The organism is Micromonospora sp. NPDC005299, assembly GCF_042872345.1.
Taxonomy (GTDB): Bacteria; Actinomycetota; Actinomycetes; order Mycobacteriales; family Micromonosporaceae; genus Micromonospora.
Genome location: NZ_JBIAKG010000003.1, coordinates 274,921 through 294,346, shown reverse-complemented (window position 1 = coordinate 294,346; position 19,426 = coordinate 274,921). Strand labels below are relative to the sequence as shown.

Sequence of the window (19,426 nt, the reverse complement as noted above, 5' to 3'; positions counted from 1 at the left end):
GAACTACTGTTCCGCAGGTGACCGACGAAGCACAGCAGACGCTGGACGATGCGACCGCCGTGCTCCGTTCGGCGCTGGCCGGCGACGGCGACGGCGTGGTGGGCACCTTCGACGCCGTCGTGGACCGCTCCGGGCTGGCCGGGGCGTACGGGGTGGCCTGGTGCCTGGCCGCCACCATGGTCGGCGACGAAGCCCCCGCGGGCGGCGCCGCGCTCGACTTTCCCGGGATCGACCAGGCCGACTACGACACGCGATGGGTGGCCCGCTTCGTCAGCGCGTACGCCAACGACGACGCCGACACCGGCGAAGCGCTGTTCGGAGCGGCGGCGGCCGACGGGCTGCTGCCCGACTGCCTGCTCACCCTCGCCGGGTCGACGGTCGCGACGCTGCGCAGCCGGGCGGGCTGACCCACCGCCTCATCCCGTCCGGGTCCCACCGCTGTGGTAGCTGTGGTGCATGTCCGAGGCGATGCTCAGCAAGGTCCGCAAGCTGCTCGCCCAGGCCGAGGACCCGGCCTGCACGCCCGCCGAGTCGGCCGCCTTCATGGCCAAGGCCACCGAGCTGATCGCCCGCTACGGCGTCGACCGGGCGCTGCTCGCCGCCCGCGAGCCGGGCACCGACCCGGTCGGCGACCGGGTGGTCGAGGTGGTCGCCCCGTACGCCCGGGACAAGGCCGGCCTGCTCGCGGCGGTCGCCGACCCGCTGCGCTGCCGCTGCGTACGCCGCCGGCAGGGCAGCGGCTTCGACCTGCACCTGTTCGGGTTCGCCAGCGACCTGGAACGGGTCGAGCTGCTCTTCACCTCGCTGCTCGTGCAGGCCGCGCACGGGCTGGCCGGCACCGCCGTACCGGGCGGGGAGCATCCGGCCGCCTTCCGGCGTACCTGGCTGGCCGGCTTCGCCCACGTGGTCGCCGATCGGCTGCGTACCGCCGAGGCCGGGGCGGTCGCCGGGTCCGGGGTGCCCTCGGTGGCGCTGGTGCTCGCCGACCGCTCCGACCGGGTCCAGCGCCGACTCGCCGAGGTGTACCCGCGGCTGCGCACCGCCCCACGTCGCCGGCTGGCGGGCAGCGGCTTCGGTCCGGGCGCGGCCGCGGGACGCCGCGCCGACCTCGGCAGCACCGGCGTGACCGGCACCGGAACCCCGGCGAGGGGCATCGGCGGCTGACCCGCCGCCGTCAGACGGTGGTACGGGCGACCGGGCATCGGCGGCTGAGCCGCCGTCGTCAGTCCGTGGTGCGGGCGACCGTGGCCAGGTAGCGGCAGAGGAGTTCGTGCCAGCCGGCGGTGAGCGCCTCGCGGTAGCCCTCGGCGGCCTCGCCGTGCCGGTCGAAGTAGCGGTGCTCGACATCGACACGGGTCAGCTCCGGCCCCTCGGGCTGGAAGAGGACCTCGACCTCGCTGGCCCGCGCCGGATCCGGCACCGGCACCCGGTCCGGCCCGAGCTGCCAGGTGAAGACCAGCCGCCGGGGTGGATCCCAGGTCAGCACACGGCCCCAGTCGCCACGGAAGCCGTACGGGCCGATCTCGTAGAGCATGCCGCCGGCCCGGGGTTCGATGCCCAGTTCGGCCAGCGCCTCCGGCCCCGACCAGGTGTATTCGCGCACCCACCAGTCGGTCAGCGACCCGGTGAACACGGCGTACGCCCGGTCGGCGGAGGCGGGGGCGAAGAGTGTGCTGCGGAGGGAGAATCGGTCGAATTCCTGGCGGACCTCATCCGGATCGGCCATCCCCTGTCCCATAGGCCCGGACCATACCGGCTGATGCCCCGCTGTGCAGCTTTCATATTCGGCCGCTTCCGGACAGCGGAAGACCCGCTTCCCGACAGCCCCGGGCCGTGCGATGCCGGTCGTCGCCGCCGCTCGCGAAGGGCGTACCGGACCACCAGGGATGCCGGACCGGAAACCGGGTAACCGCGGCTGATTCGGCCCAGCCGACGGGCCAGCGGGGAGCGGGAAGCATGAGCGAGAACGGAGCGACCGAGCGGGAGCCGGACCCGACGAGCGGGCGAGCCGCCCACCGGGGCGGCGGGCAGTCCGAGCCGGACGTCCTGCTCGACATCCCGGAGGTGACGGTCGACCAGATCCGGCTCTCCGTCAAAGCGCTCGACGCCGACCTGTCCCTGCGCGCCCGGCTGGCCAACCTGCTCCAGCTCGACGCCGGGGTCCGGGTGCACCTGGACGACGTGGAACTGGACGTCACCGGCGCCAGTGCCGAGGTGTTGCTCAAGATACGCCTGGAGAAGCTGGTGCAGATCCTGGACCGCGCGCTCACCACCATCGACCGTAATCCGCACCTGATCGAAGCGCTGGCCCGCTCGGCCGGGGGCGGCAGCGACGAGAACCGGGCGACCCAGCAACTCGCCAGCGCCCCCGTCCTGGACGAGCGCGGGCAGCGCATCGGGACGGTCGGTGCGGTGGCCGACCGGGCCCTCCGGGAGGGCCTCGGCCAGCCCGCACCGCCGCCCCCGGCGGCGCCGAGCGGGGCGCGTGCCCCCGAGCCGCCGACGGGTGACCGGGGGCAGGCAAAAACGCCAACGGCCGACCAGGGTCAGCCGAAGCCGCCAACGGGCGACCAGGGTCAGCCGAAGCCGCCAGCGGGCGGCGGGGGGCGGCCGCCGTCCGGCGCTGCCGGCGCTCCGCCCGCTGCCGGTGGTGGCGGGCAGCCGTCCGGTCGCGGGGGCGGCGGCGAGAGCGCCGGCGCCTGCCGGGAGGGCGGCCCGTTGAGCGGCCAGGGTGGCGGCCCGTCCCGCGAGGGTGGCCGCCCGTCCCGCGAGGGTGGGCAGACCGGCGGCGAGGGCGGCCCGTCCCGCGAAGGTGGGCAGACCCGCGAAGGTGGGCAGGCCGGCGGCGAGGGCGGCCCGTCCCGCGAGGGTTGGCAGCCCGGTCAGCAGGGCGGCCGGTCCGGCGAGGGTGCCGGCCAACCGACCACCGGCCGCGCAAACGCACCTGGCCCCGGGGCCGGGGAGCGGGGGAAGCCGGGCGGCGCCGGGAAGCCGGAGGAAGCGGAGAAGGGGCCGGGTGGCCCGCCCGGACCCGCCCAGCTCGCCGGCCAGGCCGGGGAGACGCTGTTGCAGGCCGGCCGGAGCGTCTGGGAGGCGATCCAGAACGGCATGAACCAGCATCGACCGAAGCGGTAGCCCCGGGAGGCTCAGCGAAGCTGGGCCGGGGACCGCCACCAGGCCGTACGCCGGAGCAGCAGCAACCCCGCAACCGGCGCAATCGTCACGGCGAGGGCGGCGCCGCTGGTCAGGTCGCGCGGCACCCAGACCAGGTTGTCTCCGATCCCGGTGGCATGCGCGGTGAGCGAGCAGGCCACCAGCAGCCCGACGGCCGCGAGCACGGCCCCGACCCGACGCCGGCCGCGCGTGGCCCGGGCGTCCTCCCGACCGGGCCGCCTGACCACCGCGACGGGCACGGGGAGCGACGGTGCCGTCCGGACGGCCACCGGCTCGGCGACGACGGCGGGTCGGACGCCGACTGCGGGGGACGGCGCGACGGCCGGTGCGGCCGGGTACTGGCCGGTCAGCCGCCACTGGAGGGCGGTCAGCCCTCGGACGGCCCAGACCATCGGCGGTACGACCAGCAGCAGGACCAGCGCCGCGTGGGTCGCCCACGCGCCGGCCAGGGTCGGGCCGCCCCAGGCGTTGGCGTACCAGCCGGTGCCGGCCTGCTCGCCGAGCCCGAGCCAGGGACGGAACGGGTACGCCAGCACGTTGATCAGCATCAGGAAGGCGAGCACCGCGGTCAGCGCGGTGGAGGCGACCGCGACCGGTAGAGCGAGCAGAGCCCCGCCCAGCCGACCCGGCCGGCGCACTGCCCCGCCGAACGCGCCCAGCGCCCGGGGAACGGCGACCACGGACCAGGCGAGCCGTCGCCGGCTCTCGGCCCCGTAGGTGACCCACCAGGGCGCGAAGATGTCCCGCTGCGCTCTCGTCATACGGCTCAGTCTTCGCCCCACTCCGCCGATGCACCATCGGGACCAACCCCGGCCCGGCCCCGATCCTGCCCCTGACCCGACGCCTTGTCGATCAAGAGGGTTGCGTCGCCAACCTCCGGCCCGGCGTTGCCAACCTCAGGCGCGGCGGAACTCCGCGCGCCAGCGGAGCCCACCGTCGGGGGCGACGATCTCCTCGACCCGGTTCGGGGCCAGCGGGCCGGCCGCGAAGGCGTCGACCTCGGCCCGGGCCAGCGGCCACGGCGGGCCCTCGACGACCTCGTCGTCCCCCCGGCCGGCCGCGATCACCAGCAGCGTCCCGTCCGGCGCGACGAGCCGGCCGACCGCCGGGATCGCCCGCTGCCGCAGCTCGGCCGGCAGTGCCTGCACGTTCATGCTCTCCAGCACGAAATCGAACCCGCCCAGCCAGTCGTGCGGCGGGTCGAGCAGGTCGGCGGTCTCGTACCGGACCGGGGAGTCCGGGTGGCGGCGGCGGGCCGCCCGTACCGCCGTGGGAGAGATGTCGAAGGCGACGGTGGCGAAGCCGAGGCGGGCCAGATGTTCGGCGTCGCGGCCGAAGCCGCACCCGACGACCACGGCGCGCCGACCGGATCCGTCCGGCCGGGTCCGGTCGGTCCACTCGCTGAGTAGGGAATGGGCCCGGGCGAGGTCCCACGGGACGACCGCCTCGCCCCGCTCGGCGTCGGCGTAGAGCCGCTCGAACCTGCCGGCCGGATCGCCCTCGGCGGTGGCCGGGGAAGACAACCGGTGGGTGAGATCGTGGTCGTGCACGGACGCCTCCTCGCCTCCGAGAAGCCCTGGACCCGTGGCTCCGGGTCGGCGCGAAGGGCCTCACCGTGTTGGTCGCCCACCCTAGCCTCCGTGCGCGCCCGATTCGTGCCCGATCAGACGGATGACCAAGGGCAACAGCGGTCATTACGAGTAGGAGACGACGAGGGCCCGCGGACGCCAGCGAGCGTGCAACATGCGCCGGTCACTGCGCGAACAGGTTGTTGAAGGAGCCCCCGCTCCGGCCGCTCCCAGGAGCCGGAGGCGCCGATGCAAGGCCGGTGATCAACTTCTCGACGCGGTCGCGGATGCCGTCGCGGACCTGGCGGACGACGTCGATGGGTTGTCCGGCGGGGTCGGTGAGTTTCCAGTCTTCGTAGCGTTTGCCGGGGAAGACGGGGCAGGCGTCGCCGCAGCCCATGGTGATGATGATGTCGCTGGCTTCGGCCGTGTCCCAGGTGAGTCGGGCCGGGGTCTGTCCGGTGATGTCGATGCCGACTTCGCGCATGGCTTCCACGGCGACGGGATTGATCTGGTCGGCGGGTTCGCTGCCGGCGGAGCGGACTTCGATGGTGTCGCCGGCGAGGTGGCGCAGCCAGCCGGCGGCCATCTGGGAGCGGCCGGCGTTGTGGACGCAGACGAACAGGACGGTGGGCTTGTCGCTCATCGGTGGGGGTTCCTGTCAGGCGATGGTGGGGCTGCGGCGTTCGATGAGGGTGACGTCGCGCCAGGTGCCGTGGTGGCGGCCGACGCGTTCGCGGGTGCCGACGGTGCGGAAGCCGCAGGCGGTGTGCAGGGCGAGGCTGGCGGTGTTCTCGGGGAACACGCCGGACTGGATGGTCCAGATGCCGGCCTGCTCGGTGGAGGCGATCAGGGCGTCGAGCAGAAGCCGGCCGACTCCTCGGCCGCGGGCGTCGGGGTGGATGTAGACGGAGTGCGCGACAACCCCGGCGTAGACGCACCGGTCGGACACGGCGGAGCAGGCGACCCAGCCCAGGACGCGGCCGGTGGCGTCGACGGCCACCCAGCGGTGGTCAGGCAGCCGGGTCGAGGTGAATTGCTCCCACGTCGGCGGCTCGGTTTCGAAGGTGGCGTGGCCGGTGGCGATGCCGAGCCGGTAGATGTCGAGCACGGCGTCGGCGTGCTGCTCGCCCATGGCGGTGATGGTGATGCCGCTGGTGCGGGCGGGAGCGGTCATCGGTTCTCCTCGGCAAGCTGCGGCACGACGACGGTGTCAGCGGTGTCGGCGGCGTGCGGGTACCAGGCGGCGAGGGCGGCGACGGCGACCAGGCCGCCGACGAGCTGGGCGGCGATGAAGCCGGGCACCGACGCCGGGGAGATGCCGGCGAAGGTGTCGGTGAAGGCCCGGCCGATGGTGACAGCCGGGTTCGCGAACGACGTCGACGAGGTGAACCAGTACGCCGCGCCGATGTAGGCGCCCACGGCTGCCGGGGCGGCGGAGGTTCGGCCGGAGCGGGCGAGGGCGAAGACCAGGACGACCAGGCCGGCGGTGGCGACCACCTCAGCGAGCCACAGGTTCCCCCCGGTCCGGTTGGTGCCGGACCAGGCCACGGCGGGCAGCCCGAACATCAGGTCCGCCAGGACGGCACCGACGATCGCGCCGGCGACTTGGGCGACCGTGTAGGCGGCGAGGTCGCGGGCGGTCAGTCCGGTGCCGGCGCGGCGGCCGAGCCACCAGTCGACGGCCGAGACGACCGGGTTGAAGTGCGCCCCGGACACCGGTCCGAAGGTCAGGATCAGCGCGCCCAGCGCCAGGGCGGTGGCGATCGCGTTTTCCAGCAGTTGGAGACCGACATCGGTGGGGGAGAGCCGGGCCGCGGCGATCCCCGAGCCGACCACGGCGGCGACCAGCAGGGCGGTGCCGGCGAACTCCGCCGACGCCCGCCGGGGCAGGGCGAGGCTCACGCTGCGGTGCTGGCGGCCGGGGCGGCGGAGATGTCCAGGAGCGCGCCGAGCTGCCGGAACGCTTCCGGCTTCACCCGGTACCAGACCCAGGTGCCGCGCCGCTCCGAGTCGACCAGGCCGGCTTCCCGCAGCACCTTGAGATGGTGGGAGATGGTCGGACCGGACAGGTCGAACGCCGGAGTCAGGTCGCAGACGCACATCTCCGGGACCGACGCGATCATCGACATCAGCCGCAGCCGGACCGGGTCACCCAGGGCCTTGAACATCGGCGCAACCACCGCCGCCTGCTCGGGGTCCATGGGGCGGACCGCGATCGGGGAGCAGCAGGCGACTGCGTTGAGGTCCACCACCGGCAGCTCTTGTTTCGACATGCCTCTAGCTTGACAGATCTCAAAACAGGGGGCAACGTGGGTCCTGCTTCGAAAAACATCTAGGCAAGGACGAAGCCATGCACCGCGGCTTGCCGCGCCGACGCCCGCTACGAGCGCAACCGCACCGCCGCTCTCCCCTACTACGTCCGCTGAACCTGTCAGGAGTGATCACCATGTCCCGTGTCCAGCTCGCCCTGCGCGTGTCCGACCTCGAAGGCTCCGTGGCCTTCTACTCCAAGCTGTTCAACGTTGAGCCGGCCAAGCGCCGCCCGGGCTACGCCAACTTCGCCATCGAGAACCCGCCGCTGAAGCTCGTCCTCCTGGAGGGTGAGGCCGACCAGCCCACCGTCATGGACCACCTAGGCGTCGAGGTGTTCAGCACCGACGAGGTCAACGCCGCCACCAAGCGCCTCACCGACTCCGGCCTGATCACGCTGGAGGAGAACAACACCGAGTGCTGCTACGCCCTCCAGGACAAGGTGTGGGTACGCGGCCCCGGCAACGAGCCGTGGGAGGTTTACACCGTCAAAGCCGACTCCGGCGCCCTCAGCAAGACAACTGAGGGCGAATGCCGCTGCGGCGAACCGAACGACGCCGAGAAGGAGCCGGTTGCCAGCGGCGCCCAGTCGAGCTGTTGCTGACTGCCGGGAATCCACGCGCCCGTCCTCTGTTCGGAGGGCGGGCGCGTTACTTTGCCGGCGTGCATCGAACGTGCAACTGGTAGCGGTGATCACGGGCTGGCCGGGGTGAACGCGGACAACTAGCGACCGGTGCGGCACGGCGCACACAAAGCAAGATCCCCACCGGCGTTTCCGCTGGTGGGGATCTCTGTAGCCCGGCGAAAGGCTATGTGGCCAGGGGCGGGGTCGAACCGCCGACCTTCCGATTTTCAGGCACCCGCATTTCCGCAGGTCAGACGGCCGCCGCATCCCGTCGTGCGATGGCCCGTGCGACTAGCCTTGACATGCCATGAACGATGGCCGCATGAGTGACACGAACGTGGTGTTGGTCGCCGTCCGCCTGGTGCTCGTGGTCTTCTTCCTCTTCCTCTTCGTGGCCGGCGTCCGTCTCGCCGTGTCACGACGGTTCCCCGCAGTTTGGATGCGCCCGGCCCCTCCGACCGAGAACCAGCAGGCTCGGAGGGTCCGCATCGGCGTTGGCGTCGCGCTAGTCGCGGCCGGTGTGCTGATCCTGGAGGCCACGTCGCTCATCCCCATGCCCTTCCTGCTCTCCGGCATCTTGTTGGCGATAGCACTGCTGGTTGCTCTAGGTGCGCTCGGTTGGTTCGTCGTATCGCGGGAGTAGCCCACAACTAACTCCGCATGGTGATGTGCCGCGGCAGCCGTGCAGCATCGCCATGCGCGGCCAGCTCGGACAGGGCTTTGGCGATCTCCCGGTCACGCCCGTCGACGTACTACGCAAGTGGGCCGACATGCTGCCCTCATCGGTCGAGCCCAAGTTCTGACCAGGCGCGCGCTGCCGAGGCGCGCTGCAGACCTCCGCTACCGCCACTGGCCCGGACCGCCGACGGCATCCGGATCTGCCGATGAGCGGATGGCATTGGGCGCTGTTGCAGACCCTTGTCCCGCCGGACACCGACCGAATGCATGATCCGCAATGCGGGAGACACCCCCTACTCTGCACCGCTGTGCGGTTCTTCAAGAAGAAGCAGGAGCTTTCGGGCGGCGCCGACGAGTTAGCGATCGGCGGCTTCCTCGACGACGAGTCAGAACTTTTGAACGAGGCGCTGCTGGATCGGGAGTGGGGCGCGGCCCGCAGAATCCTCGCGGCGGCCGATAAAGAGCACTTCATGTACTATGTCCAGGTTGCTGCCGCTACCCACGGAGTCGAGGAGTGGATCGACGGACCAATACGGGCCCAGCCGGATGATCCGCTGCCGCTACTCATCGGCGGCGCCCGCGCGATCTCCTGGGCCGGCGAAGCCCGCGGCGATGGCCGGGCTAGCACCGTGCCCAAGGACGCCTGGCCCGTCTGGTTCCAGCGCTTGGAACTCGCCGAGAATCTCCTCGATCAGGCCCTGGACCGCCATCCGGCGCTGGCCGAGGCGTGGCACTACAAGATCTCCCTGAGCCGCAACCGTCAACTGCCAGCCGAGGAGCGTTGGCGGCGATTCAATCGACTTATCGAGATCGATCCGTCCCACTTGTTTGGGCACGTGACAATGCTCGACAGCCTGTTGCCCAAGTGGGGCGGCAGCTGGGACGAAGCCTTCCGGTTCGCCCGGGAGCGAACCGCGGCCTGCCCCGCCACCAATGTTCCCTTACTGATCATGAAGGTGCATCGCAACTTCCGCTGGGAGAGCGAGAACGGCGAAACCCGGTACTACCAGCGCCCGGACGTCGCCTCAGAGACCTACGACGCGGCCGAGCAGTCGTTCTGGCATGACGACTACGAGACCTCAACCCTGACACCCATTCTCTGGAACCATTTCGCTTTTGCGCTGACCTACGGCCGGTACTTCAGGCAGGCCTGCACCCTCTACGACGCCATCGGCAGCGACTTCGTCCGCAAGGAACCGTGGCAGACCGTCGAGCGCTACCGCAATATGCGCGACTGGGCCCGCGAGGAAGCCGCCGACCCCCGCTACCACGACGAGTGAGCCCACTACCGGAACGCGTTCTCCCTGGCGGCAGTGTGATCGGCCCGGCCCCGAGAACGCCCGACAGAATCCCTGCGGAGCATGATCTAGTGCGCACATCTGCCGCGATCCGCGCGCCTGTTGCAGTTGACAGACGTGTGTCGCACATCAGCCGGCGGAGGACAACCGCTGAGGCCCGCGCACTGCCGAATTCCCCTCTTTAGGATCAAGGCGGCCCGCAAGCGGGCCGCGCCGGCCCGGCCCCGGCCTGCTGGCGACCTCCGGCCGGCATCGGCCGGGCCGACCGGCCACGCTTGGGAGTCACAGGATCAGAAGACCTCAGGGCTCCGCCCCGAACCCCGGCCCTCCTCAGAGATGCCGCCACGGATCACCTCGCCGGGCACCACAAGGGCTACCAGCCTCCCTGGACGGGGCCAAGGTCGTTCGTCCGGTAGGGCGCTCCACCTTGACCCCGTCCAGGGAGGCTGGACGGTCTACGACTGCCCGACGAGGAGATCCGCCGCTCCGTGGTTAGCGCGGCAACGCCACGCTTCTGGTTTGATCACCGGATGGGTTATGTCGGTTCCTACACCTGGCAACTTCGACAGTTGGTCGGGTCTCGACTGCTGCTCATGCCCGGAGCACAGGTCGTTCTCCTCGACGCGGCTGAGCACGTCTTGTTCCAGCGACGTCGTGATTCTGGTTTGTGGGAGATACCGGCAGGGGCAGCCGAGCCAGGAGGAAGCTTCGTCGGTACCGCGATCGATGAGGTCCGAGAGGAGACCGGACTCATAGTCGACAGCTCCGATCTCGCTGCCTTCGGTTGCCTATCTGAGCCGGATGCTCACGTCATCACCTATCCCAACGGGGACCGGATGCACTGCTTCGCCATGTGCTTCGAAGCGCGACGATGGTCAGGCGTGATCGAGCCGGAGAGCACGGAGGTGCTCGAAGTGGCTTTCGCTGACCCCGCGGGACGTGACCCCCGGCCCGCTGCAAGCACAGACCCGAGTTGTCCTGGAAATGCACGCCGCGTATCGCCTGACTGGCCGGTTCCAAGCCAGGTGACGCCTGGACTCACGGGCCATCGGTGGGCCAGTAGCCATGGCATCCATCGGGCACGAGCGGGCGCGAGAGGCAAACGGGTAAGCCCCTGGGTGCAGGCGTTTCGGGCATCACGACCAGTTGAGCACGCTCTTCCAAACTGGCGCTCCTGGTCCAGCGGAACGGACGGCCAGTTACTTGTACAGCCACAAGGCGGCACAGCCGAAAGACAGCGCCAGCAGAACGGCCGATGCGAGCAGCAGCACGATTAGTGCGGGCAGTTCGTTCCGCGCCGTCGGCGCAGACGGCTCCGTAGGCGGACTGCCGTCGGCGGGCTCGGGGTCGGGCACGTCGTGATCATGTCAGACCCGCAGTAGCCGACGCCGGCGGACAGGATTTTTGATCTCTGCAAGGCAGGGGTCGGCGACGCGCTCTTGGCCGACCGGCATGACGAGGGGTCGTGCAATCCCCGTGCAACAAGGGGCGGCCATCAGAGGGATTCGGGGGTCAACGAGGGTCAGACCGGACAGCCGGGTTTCCGGGGTGAAAAGCAGAACGCCGACCGGCGTTTCCGCTGGTCGGCGCTCCTGTAGCCCGGCGAAAGGCTATGTGGCCAGGGGCGGGGTCGAACCGCCGACCTTCCGATTTTCAGTCGGACGCTCGTACCAACTGAGCTACCTGGCCGTGCTGCTCGGCTCATGCTACCGCACAGGCCGATACGCAGAACGCCGCGCGTGAAGGGCGCGGCGTCAGCGCTTGCGGTCCTGACGGGACTTGAACCCGCGACCTCCGCCTTGACAGGGCGGCGAGCACTCCAACTGCTCCACAGGACCTAGCTGGTGTTGCATCCGGCCTGAGCCGGACCGTGCCCCCAACGGGATTCGAACCCGTGCTACCGCCTTGAAAGGGCGGCGTCCTGGGCCGCTAGACGATGAGGGCGGCCCCGCCATCATTGCACACTCGCAACTTCAAGCGGACTTGCTCCCATCCGGCCCCGCCGGAGGCATGAGAAGCATAAGCCATGTCTCCTCGGCCGGCCAAACCGGTATGGCCACGGGCGCAGATCCGGGCGAAACCGCAGGTCAAAGGCGATGTCACCGGAGCCGGGAGATCCCGTACCGCCGCTTGAGGTCCGGAATCAGCTGCCGGCAGGCGGCCATCGTCTGGGTCCGGTCGCCGCCCGCGTCGTGCATCAGCACGATCGAGCCGTGGTGGGTCGCCGTGGTCACCCGCTTGATGATCGTCTTCGCCGGCGGGTGGTCCCAGTCCTGCGGGTCGACGCTCCAGTGCAGCGGGCGCAGCCCGAGCTGGCGGGCCACCATCAGCTCCTCCGCCGTCCAGCGGCCGCCGGGCTGGCGGAACCAGGTGATCGGCGCGCGCGGCGCGGCCGCCCGGATGGCCTGGTTGGTGCGGACCAGGTCGGCCCGGATCTCGGCGAGCGGTCGCCGGCCGAGGTTGATGTCATGCCGCCAGCTGTGGTTGCAGATCTGGTGCCCCTCGCGGGCGATCCGGGCCACCAGCTGCGGGTAGCGCTTGGCCTGCTTGCCGACCAGGCAGAAGGTCGCCGTGACGTGGGCCGCCCGGAGCTGGTCGAGGATCTGCGGCGTGAACCGGGGGTCCGGCCCGTCGTCGAAGGTGAGGGCGACGCCCCGGTCGCCGCTGGAGCGGTGCAGCCCGGCGGGCAGGGTCTTCGGCAGTGGGCGCAGCTTCGGCTTCGGCGGGGTGGTGCGGCTCGGGCTGGGCCGTGGGGTGGGGGTGGGAGTCGGCGTCGGCGTCGGGACGCCCGAGGCGGACGGTGAAGCCCCGGCCTGGGGTGGGGTATTGCCGGGTTCGCCGCAGCCGGTCAGGAGGAGGACCAGGCCGAGGGCGAACGCCAGCACGGCGCGTGGACGCATCGTCGCTCCCGAGAGGGGGTCGGTCGGGCGGACTTCCGACCGTAGTGGACGCCGCGCCGAATCGGGAGGGGGCCCCTCAGCCCGTCGTCGACTGGTCCAGGGAGTCCCGTACGGCCACGGCCAGCGAAACCGCCTCGGCCAGGTTCACCGGCCGGACGACCCCGGCCGGGAGCGTGTCGGCCCGCCAGCCCGGCCCGGCGGCGAGCACCAGCAGCGGGCGGCGCGGGGCCGCCAGCACCGCGGTGAGCTGGTCCGGATCGGCCGTGACCCGGGTGTGCGACCAGAGCACCACGGCCGCCGGGCCGGTCCGGTTGACGGCCTCGAGCAGGGCGGCAACCGGCACCCGGGCGCCCAGCATCCGGTAGCCCACCGCGGCCTCGGCCAGGGCGGCGCCCAGCGCCTCCAACGGCAGCGTGTGTTGTTCCTCATCGGCGCAGGCGAGCAGGATCCGGGCCGGTCCGGCGACCGGGTGCGCCCGAGCGACGGTGGCGAACGCCTCGGAGACGCACCGGGACATCAGGTGCTCCACCTCGATCAGCCCGGCCGTGGCGGCGTGCCGTTCGCCGATGCCGACGAGCACCGGCCGCAGCAGCCCGTCCCAGGTGGGCACCACGCCACCGGTGGCGAGGGCGTGCGCGATGGTCTCGCCGATCGCCACCGAGTCCAGCCGCATGGCGGCGCGGGCCACGCCGCGGGCCACCGGTCCGGCGCGGCCGACGGGGATGGTGGTCCCGCCGCCGTCCCGGACGGCGGTGGCCCGCCGCTTCAGCCCGAGCTGCTCGGGCGGGAGGACGGCCGGCGCCTGCCGGGCCCAGCGGGCGGCCTCGGCGGGGGCGACCCCCTCCGCGGTGAGCCGCCGCATGATCTCCAGGCGCGCGAGATCGGCCGGCGTGTAGCGCCGGTGGTGCCCCGGCACGTGCTCGCTCGGACCGAGGCCGTAGCGCTGGTGCCAGGTGCGCAGGGTGGTGACGGCGACCCCCAGCCGGCGCGCGACGGCTCCCGCGCTCAGCGGCTCACCCGCCACCCGACCGCTCCGGTGCCTCGTCGGCCGGCGCGCCCGCCCGGGCCACGTCGGCGGCGGGACGGGCCGGGCGCAGCAACCGGTTCACCACCCCGCCGAGCCAGGGCGCGTACGCGCGGGGGTCCACGTCCAGGTCGGCCTCCAGCTCGCGCGGGTCGACCCAGCGCAGGGTGGCCACCTCCTCCGGGTCGGGCCGGATGGGCAGGTCGGCCGGGACGTCGGCGCGCAGCACGTGGTCGTACTCGAACTCGACCCGACCGGTGGCCGGGTCCTCGGCGTAGTAGAGGTAGATCCCGACCTCGGTGAGGTCGACCGGGTCGACGCCGAGTTCCTCGGCGAGCCGGCGGTTGGCGGCCTCGACCAGCGACTCGCCGGGCAGCGGGTGGCCGCAGCAGGCGTTGGCCCAGCGCAGCGGGAACCGGGTCTTGACGGCGGCCCGCTGCTGGAGCAGGATCCGCCCCCGCGGGTCGACCAGCAGCACCGAGAAGGCCCGGTGCAGCCGGCCGGGTGGCTGGTGGGCGGCGGCCACGGTGGTCTCGCCGAGCACGCGCCCGGCGTCGTCGACCAGTTCGACGAGGTGCTTCTCCCGGGCCGTCACCGCGCCGACCTTTCGTTCGCGACCGCGGGGCTCCGCTCCGCCGCGCTCCTCGCGCTCACCGGACACCGCCGGTGATCCGCGAGGCGGCGAGCTTGCCGCTGATCAGGACCATCGGGACGCCCACCCCGGGCTGGGTGCCGGAGCCGACGAAGACCACGTTGCCCAGCGTCCGGTGCAGGTTCGGGGGGCGGAAGGGGCCGGTCTGGAAGAGGCTGTGCGCGGCGGCGAACGGGGTGCCGGCGGCCATGCCCTGCGCCGCCCAGTCGGCCGGGGTCACCGTGCGCAGCACCTCGATGCCGTCGCCGAAGTCGATGTAGCCGCGCTCCTCCAGCGTCGCCACGAGCTGGTCGGCGTAGCGGCGGGTCAGGTCGCCCGGCCAGTGCAACGGCGCCCGGTGGAGGTTGGGCACCGGGGCGAGCACGTAGTAGGTGTGCTTCCCGGCCGGGGCCACCGACGGGTCGGTCCGGCTCGGGTTGGTCACCAGCAGCGACGGGTCGGTCATCAGCTCGCCCCGCCGGATCACCTCGTCGAACGTGCCCTTCCAGGACCGCCCGAAGTGGATGTTGTGGTGGGCGATCCGGCCGTAGCCCTGGGTCGAACCGACGTGCAGCACCACGCAGGAAGGCGAGTAGGTGAGCTTGCGCTGTCGGCTCGCCGGCAGCAGGTCCCGGTAGGCGACCGGCAGGTCCGGGTTGAGCACCACGACGTCCGCCGGGACGAACTCGCCGTCGGCGGTGACCACGCCGGTGGCCCGGCCGTGCGCGGTCTCCACCCGGGTCACCGTGGTGCCGTACCGGATCTGCACGCCGTGCTTCTCCGCCGCGCCGGCCATCCCCCGGGAGACCGCATGGATGCCGCCGCGCGGGAAGCACACCCCGGCCACCGAGTCGAGGTACGCGATGACCGCGTAGATGGCCAGCGCGTCGTGCGGCGCGAGGCCCGCGTACATGGCCTGGAAGGAGAAGATCCGCTGGGTACGCGGGTCCCGGAAGAACTGGTTGATCTTCGTCTGGAGCCGCCGGAAGGCGCCGTTGGCGAGCAGCCTGAGCAGGTTGCCGGTGAGCAGGTCGGTCGGCGCGTCCAGGTTGCGCTCGATGAAGTCCGCCCGCTCCCAGCGCCACAGGTCGCGCGCGTAGTCGACGAAGCGCAGGTAGCCGTCCGCCTCGCGCGGCCCGCAGACCCGGGCGATCTCGGCGGCCATCCGGGTGGTGTCGGTGATGACGTCCAGCGTCGACCCGTCCGGGTAGTACGCCCGGTAGGCCGGGTCGAGCGGGGTCAGGTCGAGCCAGTCGGTCAGCTCCTCGCCGACCGCGCCGAGCGCCTCGGCGATCAGGTCGGGCATGGTGAGCACGGTCGGTCCGGTGTCGAACTCGTACCCGTCGACGCCGAGCCGGCCGGCGCGCCCACCCGGCACCGGCTCCCGTTCCAGCACGGTCACCTGCCGGCCGCTGCCGGCCAGGTGCAGCGCGCAGGCCAGCCCGCCCAGCCCGGCGCCGACGACCACCACCTGGTCGGTACGCCCGCTCACGGTGCGCATCCCGGCCCCCTTGTTCGTGAAGTTGCCCATCATGCCCGCCGCGTGGTGGCGGCGGTGGCGAGGCCGGTCAGCGCGGTACGCGCGGTGCCGTCGATCGGCGCGCTGTCGAGCGCCACCTGCGCCTCGGTCACCCGGTCGGCGATCATCCGTTCCACCCGGGCCACCGCCCCGGTGTCGCGGACCAGGTCGGCCAGCCGGGCCAGCTCGCCCGCCCCGGTGACCGTGCCGGCCCGCTCCAGGGCGCGGCGCTGGGCCGGAGTGCCGAGCTGTCGGGCCAGCATCAGCAGCACGGTCGGCTTGCCGGTCCTCAGGTCGTCCCCGGCCGGCTTGCCGGTGGCGGCCGGATCGCCGTAGACCCCGAGCAGGTCGTCGCGGAGTTGGAACGCCTCGCCGACGGCCAGCCCGTAGCGGGTGTAGGCGGCGATCAGCGGGGTGTCCGCCTCGGCCCCGGCCAGGGCGGCGCCGAAGAGCAGCGGTCGCTGGACGGTGTAGCCGGCCGTCTTGTAGCGCGCCACCCGCAGCGCCCGGTCGACCGACCAGTTCGCCGCGTCATGCTCGCCGAGCACGTCGAGGAACTGTCCGGCGACGGTCTCCACCCGCATCTGGTCGTAGCAGCGGCGCACGTCGAGCAGCCGGGCCGGGGGCACGGCGGCGTGCGCCATGAGCCGGTCGGCCCAGACCAGACAGAGGTCGCCGATGAGCACGGCGACGGCCTCGCCGTAGCGGTCCGGGTCGCCGGTGTGCCCGGCCGCCCGGTGCCGCACGGCGGCGGCCCGGTGCGCGGTGGGCCGGCCGCGACGGGTGTCGGAGGCGTCCATCACGTCGTCGTGCACCAGCGCGAAGGTGTGCAGCAGTTCCAGCGCGGCGAGCGCCGGCAGCACCGAGGGCAGGGGCGCGTCGCCGCCCACCACTCCGCGCCAACCCCAGTACGCGAAGGTGGGCCGGACCCGCTTGCCGGCGGCGAGCACGCAGTCGCGGGCCGTCGCGGCGAACCCGCCCATCGCCGGGTCGATCTCGGCGAGCGCGTCGACCTCGGTGGCCAGGAACGCCGTCAGGGTCTCGTCGATCCCCTTCACCAGGTCCTGCGTGAACGCGGCCAGTACCCCGCGGACCGGGTCGTCCGTCGCACCGGGCTGTGCCGGCGCGACGAAGCGGGGCGGACTACCGGCAACTGCGTCGTTGGCCATGTGCGCGAGCGTACCCTAGGGTTACGAGTTGCGTCGATTGCTGCGTCGAATCTGAGGAGGGCCGGTGGACACGGATCTCACCGATGCCTACGAGCGCTGCCGCGAGCTGCACCGGCGTCACGGCCGTACCTACTATCTCGCCACCCGGTTGCTGCCCGCCTGGAAACGGCGGCACGTGCACGCCTTGTACGGCTTCACGCGCTACGCCGACGAGATCGTCGACCGCATCGAGGAACGTCCGCCGGCCGAGCGCGCGGGCCGGCTCGCGGAGTGGTCCGCCCGGTTCGTCGCCGGCCTGCACGGCGAGCCGGTCGACGACCCGCTGCTCCCCGCCGTGCTGCACACCATCGCCGTCTTCGACCTGGACCGCGACGACTTCGCGTCATTCCTCCGCAGCATGACCATGGACCTGACGGTCCTGTCGTACCCGACCTACGACGACCTGCTCGACTACATGGAGGGGTCCGCGGCGGTCATCGGCACCATGATGCTGCCGATCCTGGGCAGCTCCGACCCGGCCGCCGCCCGGGAGCCGGCCCGCCAGCTCGGCTTCGCCTTCCAGCTCACCAACTTCATCCGGGACGTCGCCGAGGACCTGGACCGGGGGCGGACCTACCTGCCCGACGAGGACCTGGCCACGTTCGACGTCACCCGGGAGGACCTGCTCGCCGCCAGGGCTGCCGGCCGCACCACCCCGCGGCTCCGCGAGCTGATCGAGTACGAGGTGACCCGCGCCCAGGCGCACTACGCGGCCGCCGCGCCGGGCATCCCGCTGCTCGCCCCGGCCTCGCAGGCCTGCATGCGCACCGCGTACGCGCTCTACGGCGGGATCCTCGACGAGGTGGCCGCCCAGGATTTCGACGTGTTCACCCGGCGGGCCCGCGTACCCCGGCGGCGGCGGATGGCGGTGGCCGCGCAGGCGCTGGTCACCCCGGCCGGCGCGCCGGTGCGGATCCCCGGCCCGGCGCTCCGGCCGGCCCTGGCCGCGTGAGCGACGCACGGCGCTCGTGCTCCTCACCGCGCTGACGGCTCACTCCCGCCAGACGGTCAGCTTGATCACGGCGCCGCCGTCGCCCGCCTGGTTGACCACCTGCAACCAGCCGGGGTGCCCGTTGGAGGTGGTGAAGCAGAACTGCTGGCCGCTGCCGACGTAGTGGTGCGGGGCGCGATCCACAGCGGGTCGGAGCGGATGGCCTGCACCAGGGCGACCAGCCCGGCCACGGCGGAGACCACGTTGGCCGCCACCCCGGAGTGCTCCTTGAGTCGGGTGGCCGGCGCGGGTGCTTCGTTCTCCACGAGGACCGGAGCGTAGCGGCGAGTGACGCAGCGTGACAGGGCCACCACGCGTGTCGATCAGTCCGCTTCCCGTCAGAGACAGGAGTGCAACGCCTCGACCAGCTCCTCCACCCGGTCGTGGTCGGCGAGGCGGGCGGTCGCGTATGCGAAGGTGTAGCCGCGTTCCGGGTCGGCCCAGGCGCTGCTGCCGCCGATCCCGCCCATGCCCCAGGTCCCGTCCGGCTCCCACTGCATGCCCAACGTCCAGGACGCCCGCCGGTCCAGCACCAGGTCCGGCCCGTCGTACTGCACCCGGGTCGCCTCGGCGACCAGCTCGGGGCTGAACCGCCGTACCCCGTCGAGGGTGCCGCCGGCGAGCAGGCCCGCGTAGAGGCGGGCCAGGGCGGACGCGGTGGCGTGCAGGTTCACCGCCGGGATCTCGGCGCCGCGCCAGAGCGGGCTGTTCACCACCGCCAGGTCCAGCCCGCCGGCCGGGTTCCCGATCGCCCGGGCGCGCAGCGACCCCGGCTCGCCCAGCATCCGCACCGGCCAGTCCGGATCGGCGTACGACAGGTCGGCGCAGCGCCGCTGGTCCGCGCCGTCGAGGCCGAAGGCCAGGTCGAGGCGCCACGGTCCGGCGATCTCCTCGGCCAGGAACCGCCCCACCGGCCGCCCGTCCACCCGGCGGACCAGCTCGCCGACCAGGTGCCCGTACGTCCAGGCGTGCTCGCCCGCGAGGCTGCCCGGCGTCCACTCGGGGTCGGCGGCGGCCAGGTCGGCGCAGAGCAGCCCCCAGTCGGGGATCGCCGGGGCGGGCCGGGGGACCGGGAACGCGGGCAGCCCGGCGGTGTGGGCGAGCACCTGCCGCACGGTGGCCGGGGAGCGGAACTCCGGCCAGTAGATCGACACGGGCGCGTCGAGGTCGACCCGGCCCCGGTCGACGAGGAGCAGGAGGCAGAGCGCGACCACCGGCTTGCCCACCGAGTAGACGTTCACCAGGGTGTCCGGCCGCCACGGCGCCTCGGCCCCGACGGCCGGGACGGCCGTGCCCGGCGGGACGGCGGCGCGGGTGCCGCCGACCAGGTCGAGCACGGGAGCGCCGTCGTACCAGACGGCCAGCGCCGCGCCGGTCTCCCGGCCCGTCGCGAACAGGTCGTGGAAGCAGTCCCGGACCGGGGCGAAGCGTGCGTGCATCCGGCCACCGTAGGCCGTGGGGATGATCACCGGCGCGGGATTTCCGGCCCGACGTGGT

22 protein-coding genes, 3 tRNA genes and 1 pseudogene are annotated in these 19,426 nt (G+C 72.5%); 8 read left to right on the top strand and 18 right to left on the bottom strand.

Annotated features, from left to right (window positions below; translation table 11 throughout):
• Window positions 1-17 precede the first annotated feature (17 nt).
• On the top strand, window positions 18-407 hold the full coding sequence (locus ACFYPD_RS10765) for a hypothetical protein (protein ID WP_387111285.1): 390 nt from the start codon (window positions 18-20) through the stop codon (window positions 405-407).
• Between the two features lie 49 nt (window positions 408-456).
• On the top strand, window positions 457-1,164 hold the full coding sequence (locus ACFYPD_RS10760) for a DUF2786 domain-containing protein (protein WP_387111277.1): 708 nt from the start codon (window positions 457-459) through the stop codon (window positions 1,162-1,164).
• 58 nt (window positions 1,165-1,222) lie between these two features.
• Here the strand turns inward: ACFYPD_RS10760 and ACFYPD_RS10755 are convergent, their stop codons facing one another.
• Window positions 1,223-1,738: an SRPBCC family protein gene (locus tag ACFYPD_RS10755; protein WP_387111274.1), complete on the bottom strand. Its 516-nt coding sequence runs from the start codon at window positions 1,736-1,738 to the stop codon at window positions 1,223-1,225.
• Window positions 1,739-1,956: 218 nt separating this feature from the next.
• On the opposite strand from ACFYPD_RS10755, the gene ACFYPD_RS10750 reads away from it, so the two are divergent.
• Window positions 1,957-3,135, top strand: a complete 1,179-nt coding sequence (locus tag ACFYPD_RS10750) for a hypothetical protein (protein ID WP_387111273.1) — start codon at window positions 1,957-1,959, stop codon at window positions 3,133-3,135.
• A gap of 11 nt (window positions 3,136-3,146) precedes the next feature.
• On the opposite strand, the gene ACFYPD_RS10745 is transcribed toward ACFYPD_RS10750, so the two are convergent.
• The 6 genes from ACFYPD_RS10745 to ACFYPD_RS10720 all read right to left on the bottom strand — a co-directional run bounded on the left by ACFYPD_RS10745 (window position 3,147) and on the right by ACFYPD_RS10720 (window position 7,018).
• The gene (locus ACFYPD_RS10745) at window positions 3,147-3,935 is read right to left on the bottom strand and encodes a hypothetical protein (protein WP_387111271.1); all 789 of its coding nucleotides are present in this window, start codon (window positions 3,933-3,935) and stop codon (window positions 3,147-3,149) included.
• Between the two features lie 135 nt (window positions 3,936-4,070).
• A complete protein-coding gene (locus ACFYPD_RS10740) occupies window positions 4,071-4,724 on the bottom strand; it encodes a class I SAM-dependent methyltransferase (protein WP_387111268.1) in 654 nt (217 codons plus the stop codon).
• 202 nt (window positions 4,725-4,926) lie between these two features.
• Window positions 4,927-5,388: an arsenate reductase ArsC gene (locus ACFYPD_RS10735; RefSeq protein ID WP_387111266.1), complete on the bottom strand. Its 462-nt coding sequence runs from the start codon at window positions 5,386-5,388 to the stop codon at window positions 4,927-4,929.
• 15 nt (window positions 5,389-5,403) lie between these two features.
• A complete protein-coding gene (locus ACFYPD_RS10730; protein WP_387111263.1) occupies window positions 5,404-5,919 on the bottom strand; it encodes a GNAT family N-acetyltransferase in 516 nt (171 codons plus the stop codon).
• Window positions 5,916-6,647: an aquaporin gene (locus tag ACFYPD_RS10725; RefSeq protein ID WP_387111261.1), complete on the bottom strand. Its 732-nt coding sequence runs from the start codon at window positions 6,645-6,647 to the stop codon at window positions 5,916-5,918. Before ACFYPD_RS10725 ends, ACFYPD_RS10730 begins: the two co-directional genes overlap by 4 nt.
• On the bottom strand, window positions 6,644-7,018 hold the full coding sequence (locus tag ACFYPD_RS10720; RefSeq protein WP_387111259.1) for an ArsR/SmtB family transcription factor: 375 nt from the start codon (window positions 7,016-7,018) through the stop codon (window positions 6,644-6,646). Before ACFYPD_RS10720 ends, ACFYPD_RS10725 begins: the two co-directional genes overlap by 4 nt.
• Window positions 7,019-7,191: 173 nt before the next feature.
• Between ACFYPD_RS10720 and ACFYPD_RS10715 the strand changes: the two genes are divergently transcribed.
• From ACFYPD_RS10715 to ACFYPD_RS10700, 4 genes and pseudogenes are all read left to right on the top strand, one after another.
• Window positions 7,192-7,659, top strand: a complete 468-nt coding sequence (locus tag ACFYPD_RS10715; RefSeq protein WP_387111257.1) for an ArsI/CadI family heavy metal resistance metalloenzyme — start codon at window positions 7,192-7,194, stop codon at window positions 7,657-7,659.
• A 343-nt stretch (window positions 7,660-8,002) separates the two neighbouring features.
• Complete coding sequence (locus ACFYPD_RS10710) at window positions 8,003-8,323, top strand: hypothetical protein (RefSeq protein WP_387111255.1); 321 nt, start codon at window positions 8,003-8,005, stop codon at window positions 8,321-8,323.
• Between the two features lie 343 nt (window positions 8,324-8,666).
• A complete protein-coding gene (locus ACFYPD_RS10705; protein WP_387111253.1) occupies window positions 8,667-9,638 on the top strand; it encodes a hypothetical protein in 972 nt (323 codons plus the stop codon).
• Between the two features lie 548 nt (window positions 9,639-10,186).
• A pseudogene (locus ACFYPD_RS10700) lies at window positions 10,187-10,525 on the top strand (NUDIX domain-containing protein); the annotation flags it as partial.
• 330 nt (window positions 10,526-10,855) lie between these two features.
• Here ACFYPD_RS10700 and ACFYPD_RS10695 read toward each other — a convergent pair.
• The 9 genes from ACFYPD_RS10695 to ACFYPD_RS10655 all read right to left on the bottom strand — a co-directional run bounded on the left by ACFYPD_RS10695 (window position 10,856) and on the right by ACFYPD_RS10655 (window position 16,899).
• Entirely contained in the window at window positions 10,856-11,011 is a 156-nt protein-coding gene (locus tag ACFYPD_RS10695; RefSeq protein ID WP_387112411.1) for a hypothetical protein, read from the bottom strand.
• A 260-nt stretch (window positions 11,012-11,271) separates the two neighbouring features.
• Window positions 11,272-11,345: transfer RNA gene (locus ACFYPD_RS10690), tRNA-Phe, on the bottom strand.
• Between the two features lie 75 nt (window positions 11,346-11,420).
• Window positions 11,421-11,494 (bottom strand) — tRNA-Asp (locus ACFYPD_RS10685).
• Between the two features lie 33 nt (window positions 11,495-11,527).
• Window positions 11,528-11,600: transfer RNA gene (locus ACFYPD_RS10680), tRNA-Glu, on the bottom strand.
• A 155-nt stretch (window positions 11,601-11,755) separates the two neighbouring features.
• Entirely contained in the window at window positions 11,756-12,556 is an 801-nt protein-coding gene (locus ACFYPD_RS10675; protein WP_387111250.1) for a polysaccharide deacetylase family protein, read from the bottom strand.
• Window positions 12,557-12,632: 76 nt separating this feature from the next.
• Window positions 12,633-13,580 carry a MerR family transcriptional regulator gene (locus tag ACFYPD_RS10670; protein WP_387111247.1) on the bottom strand — a complete coding sequence of 316 codons (948 nt, stop codon included), beginning with the start codon at window positions 13,578-13,580 and terminating at the stop codon, window positions 12,633-12,635.
• The gene (idi, locus tag ACFYPD_RS10665) at window positions 13,570-14,175 is read right to left on the bottom strand and encodes an isopentenyl-diphosphate Delta-isomerase (RefSeq protein WP_387111245.1); all 606 of its coding nucleotides are present in this window, start codon (window positions 14,173-14,175) and stop codon (window positions 13,570-13,572) included. Before idi ends, ACFYPD_RS10670 begins: the two co-directional genes overlap by 11 nt.
• A gap of 55 nt (window positions 14,176-14,230) precedes the next feature.
• Window positions 14,231-15,712, bottom strand: a complete 1,482-nt coding sequence (crtI, locus tag ACFYPD_RS10660) for a phytoene desaturase family protein (RefSeq protein WP_387111242.1) — start codon at window positions 15,710-15,712, stop codon at window positions 14,231-14,233.
• 29 nt (window positions 15,713-15,741) lie between these two features.
• On the bottom strand, window positions 15,742-16,899 hold the full coding sequence (locus ACFYPD_RS10655) for a polyprenyl synthetase family protein (RefSeq protein WP_387111239.1): 1,158 nt from the start codon (window positions 16,897-16,899) through the stop codon (window positions 15,742-15,744).
• A 64-nt stretch (window positions 16,900-16,963) separates the two neighbouring features.
• On the opposite strand from ACFYPD_RS10655, the gene ACFYPD_RS10650 reads away from it, so the two are divergent.
• Window positions 16,964-17,890, top strand: a complete 927-nt coding sequence (locus ACFYPD_RS10650; RefSeq protein WP_387111236.1) for a phytoene/squalene synthase family protein — start codon at window positions 16,964-16,966, stop codon at window positions 17,888-17,890.
• Between the two features lie 39 nt (window positions 17,891-17,929).
• Here ACFYPD_RS10650 and ACFYPD_RS10645 read toward each other — a convergent pair whose 3' ends face one another.
• Both ACFYPD_RS10645 and ACFYPD_RS10640 read right to left on the bottom strand, forming a co-directional pair.
• Window positions 17,930-18,073, bottom strand: coding sequence for a hypothetical protein (locus ACFYPD_RS10645; RefSeq protein WP_387111233.1), 144 nt, complete (start codon window positions 18,071-18,073; stop codon window positions 17,930-17,932).
• A gap of 194 nt (window positions 18,074-18,267) precedes the next feature.
• Window positions 18,268-19,368 (bottom strand): serine hydrolase domain-containing protein, encoded by a 1,101-nt coding sequence (locus ACFYPD_RS10640; RefSeq protein WP_387111231.1) that lies wholly within the window; start codon window positions 19,366-19,368, stop codon window positions 18,268-18,270.
• Window positions 19,369-19,426: the final 58 nt, after the last annotated feature.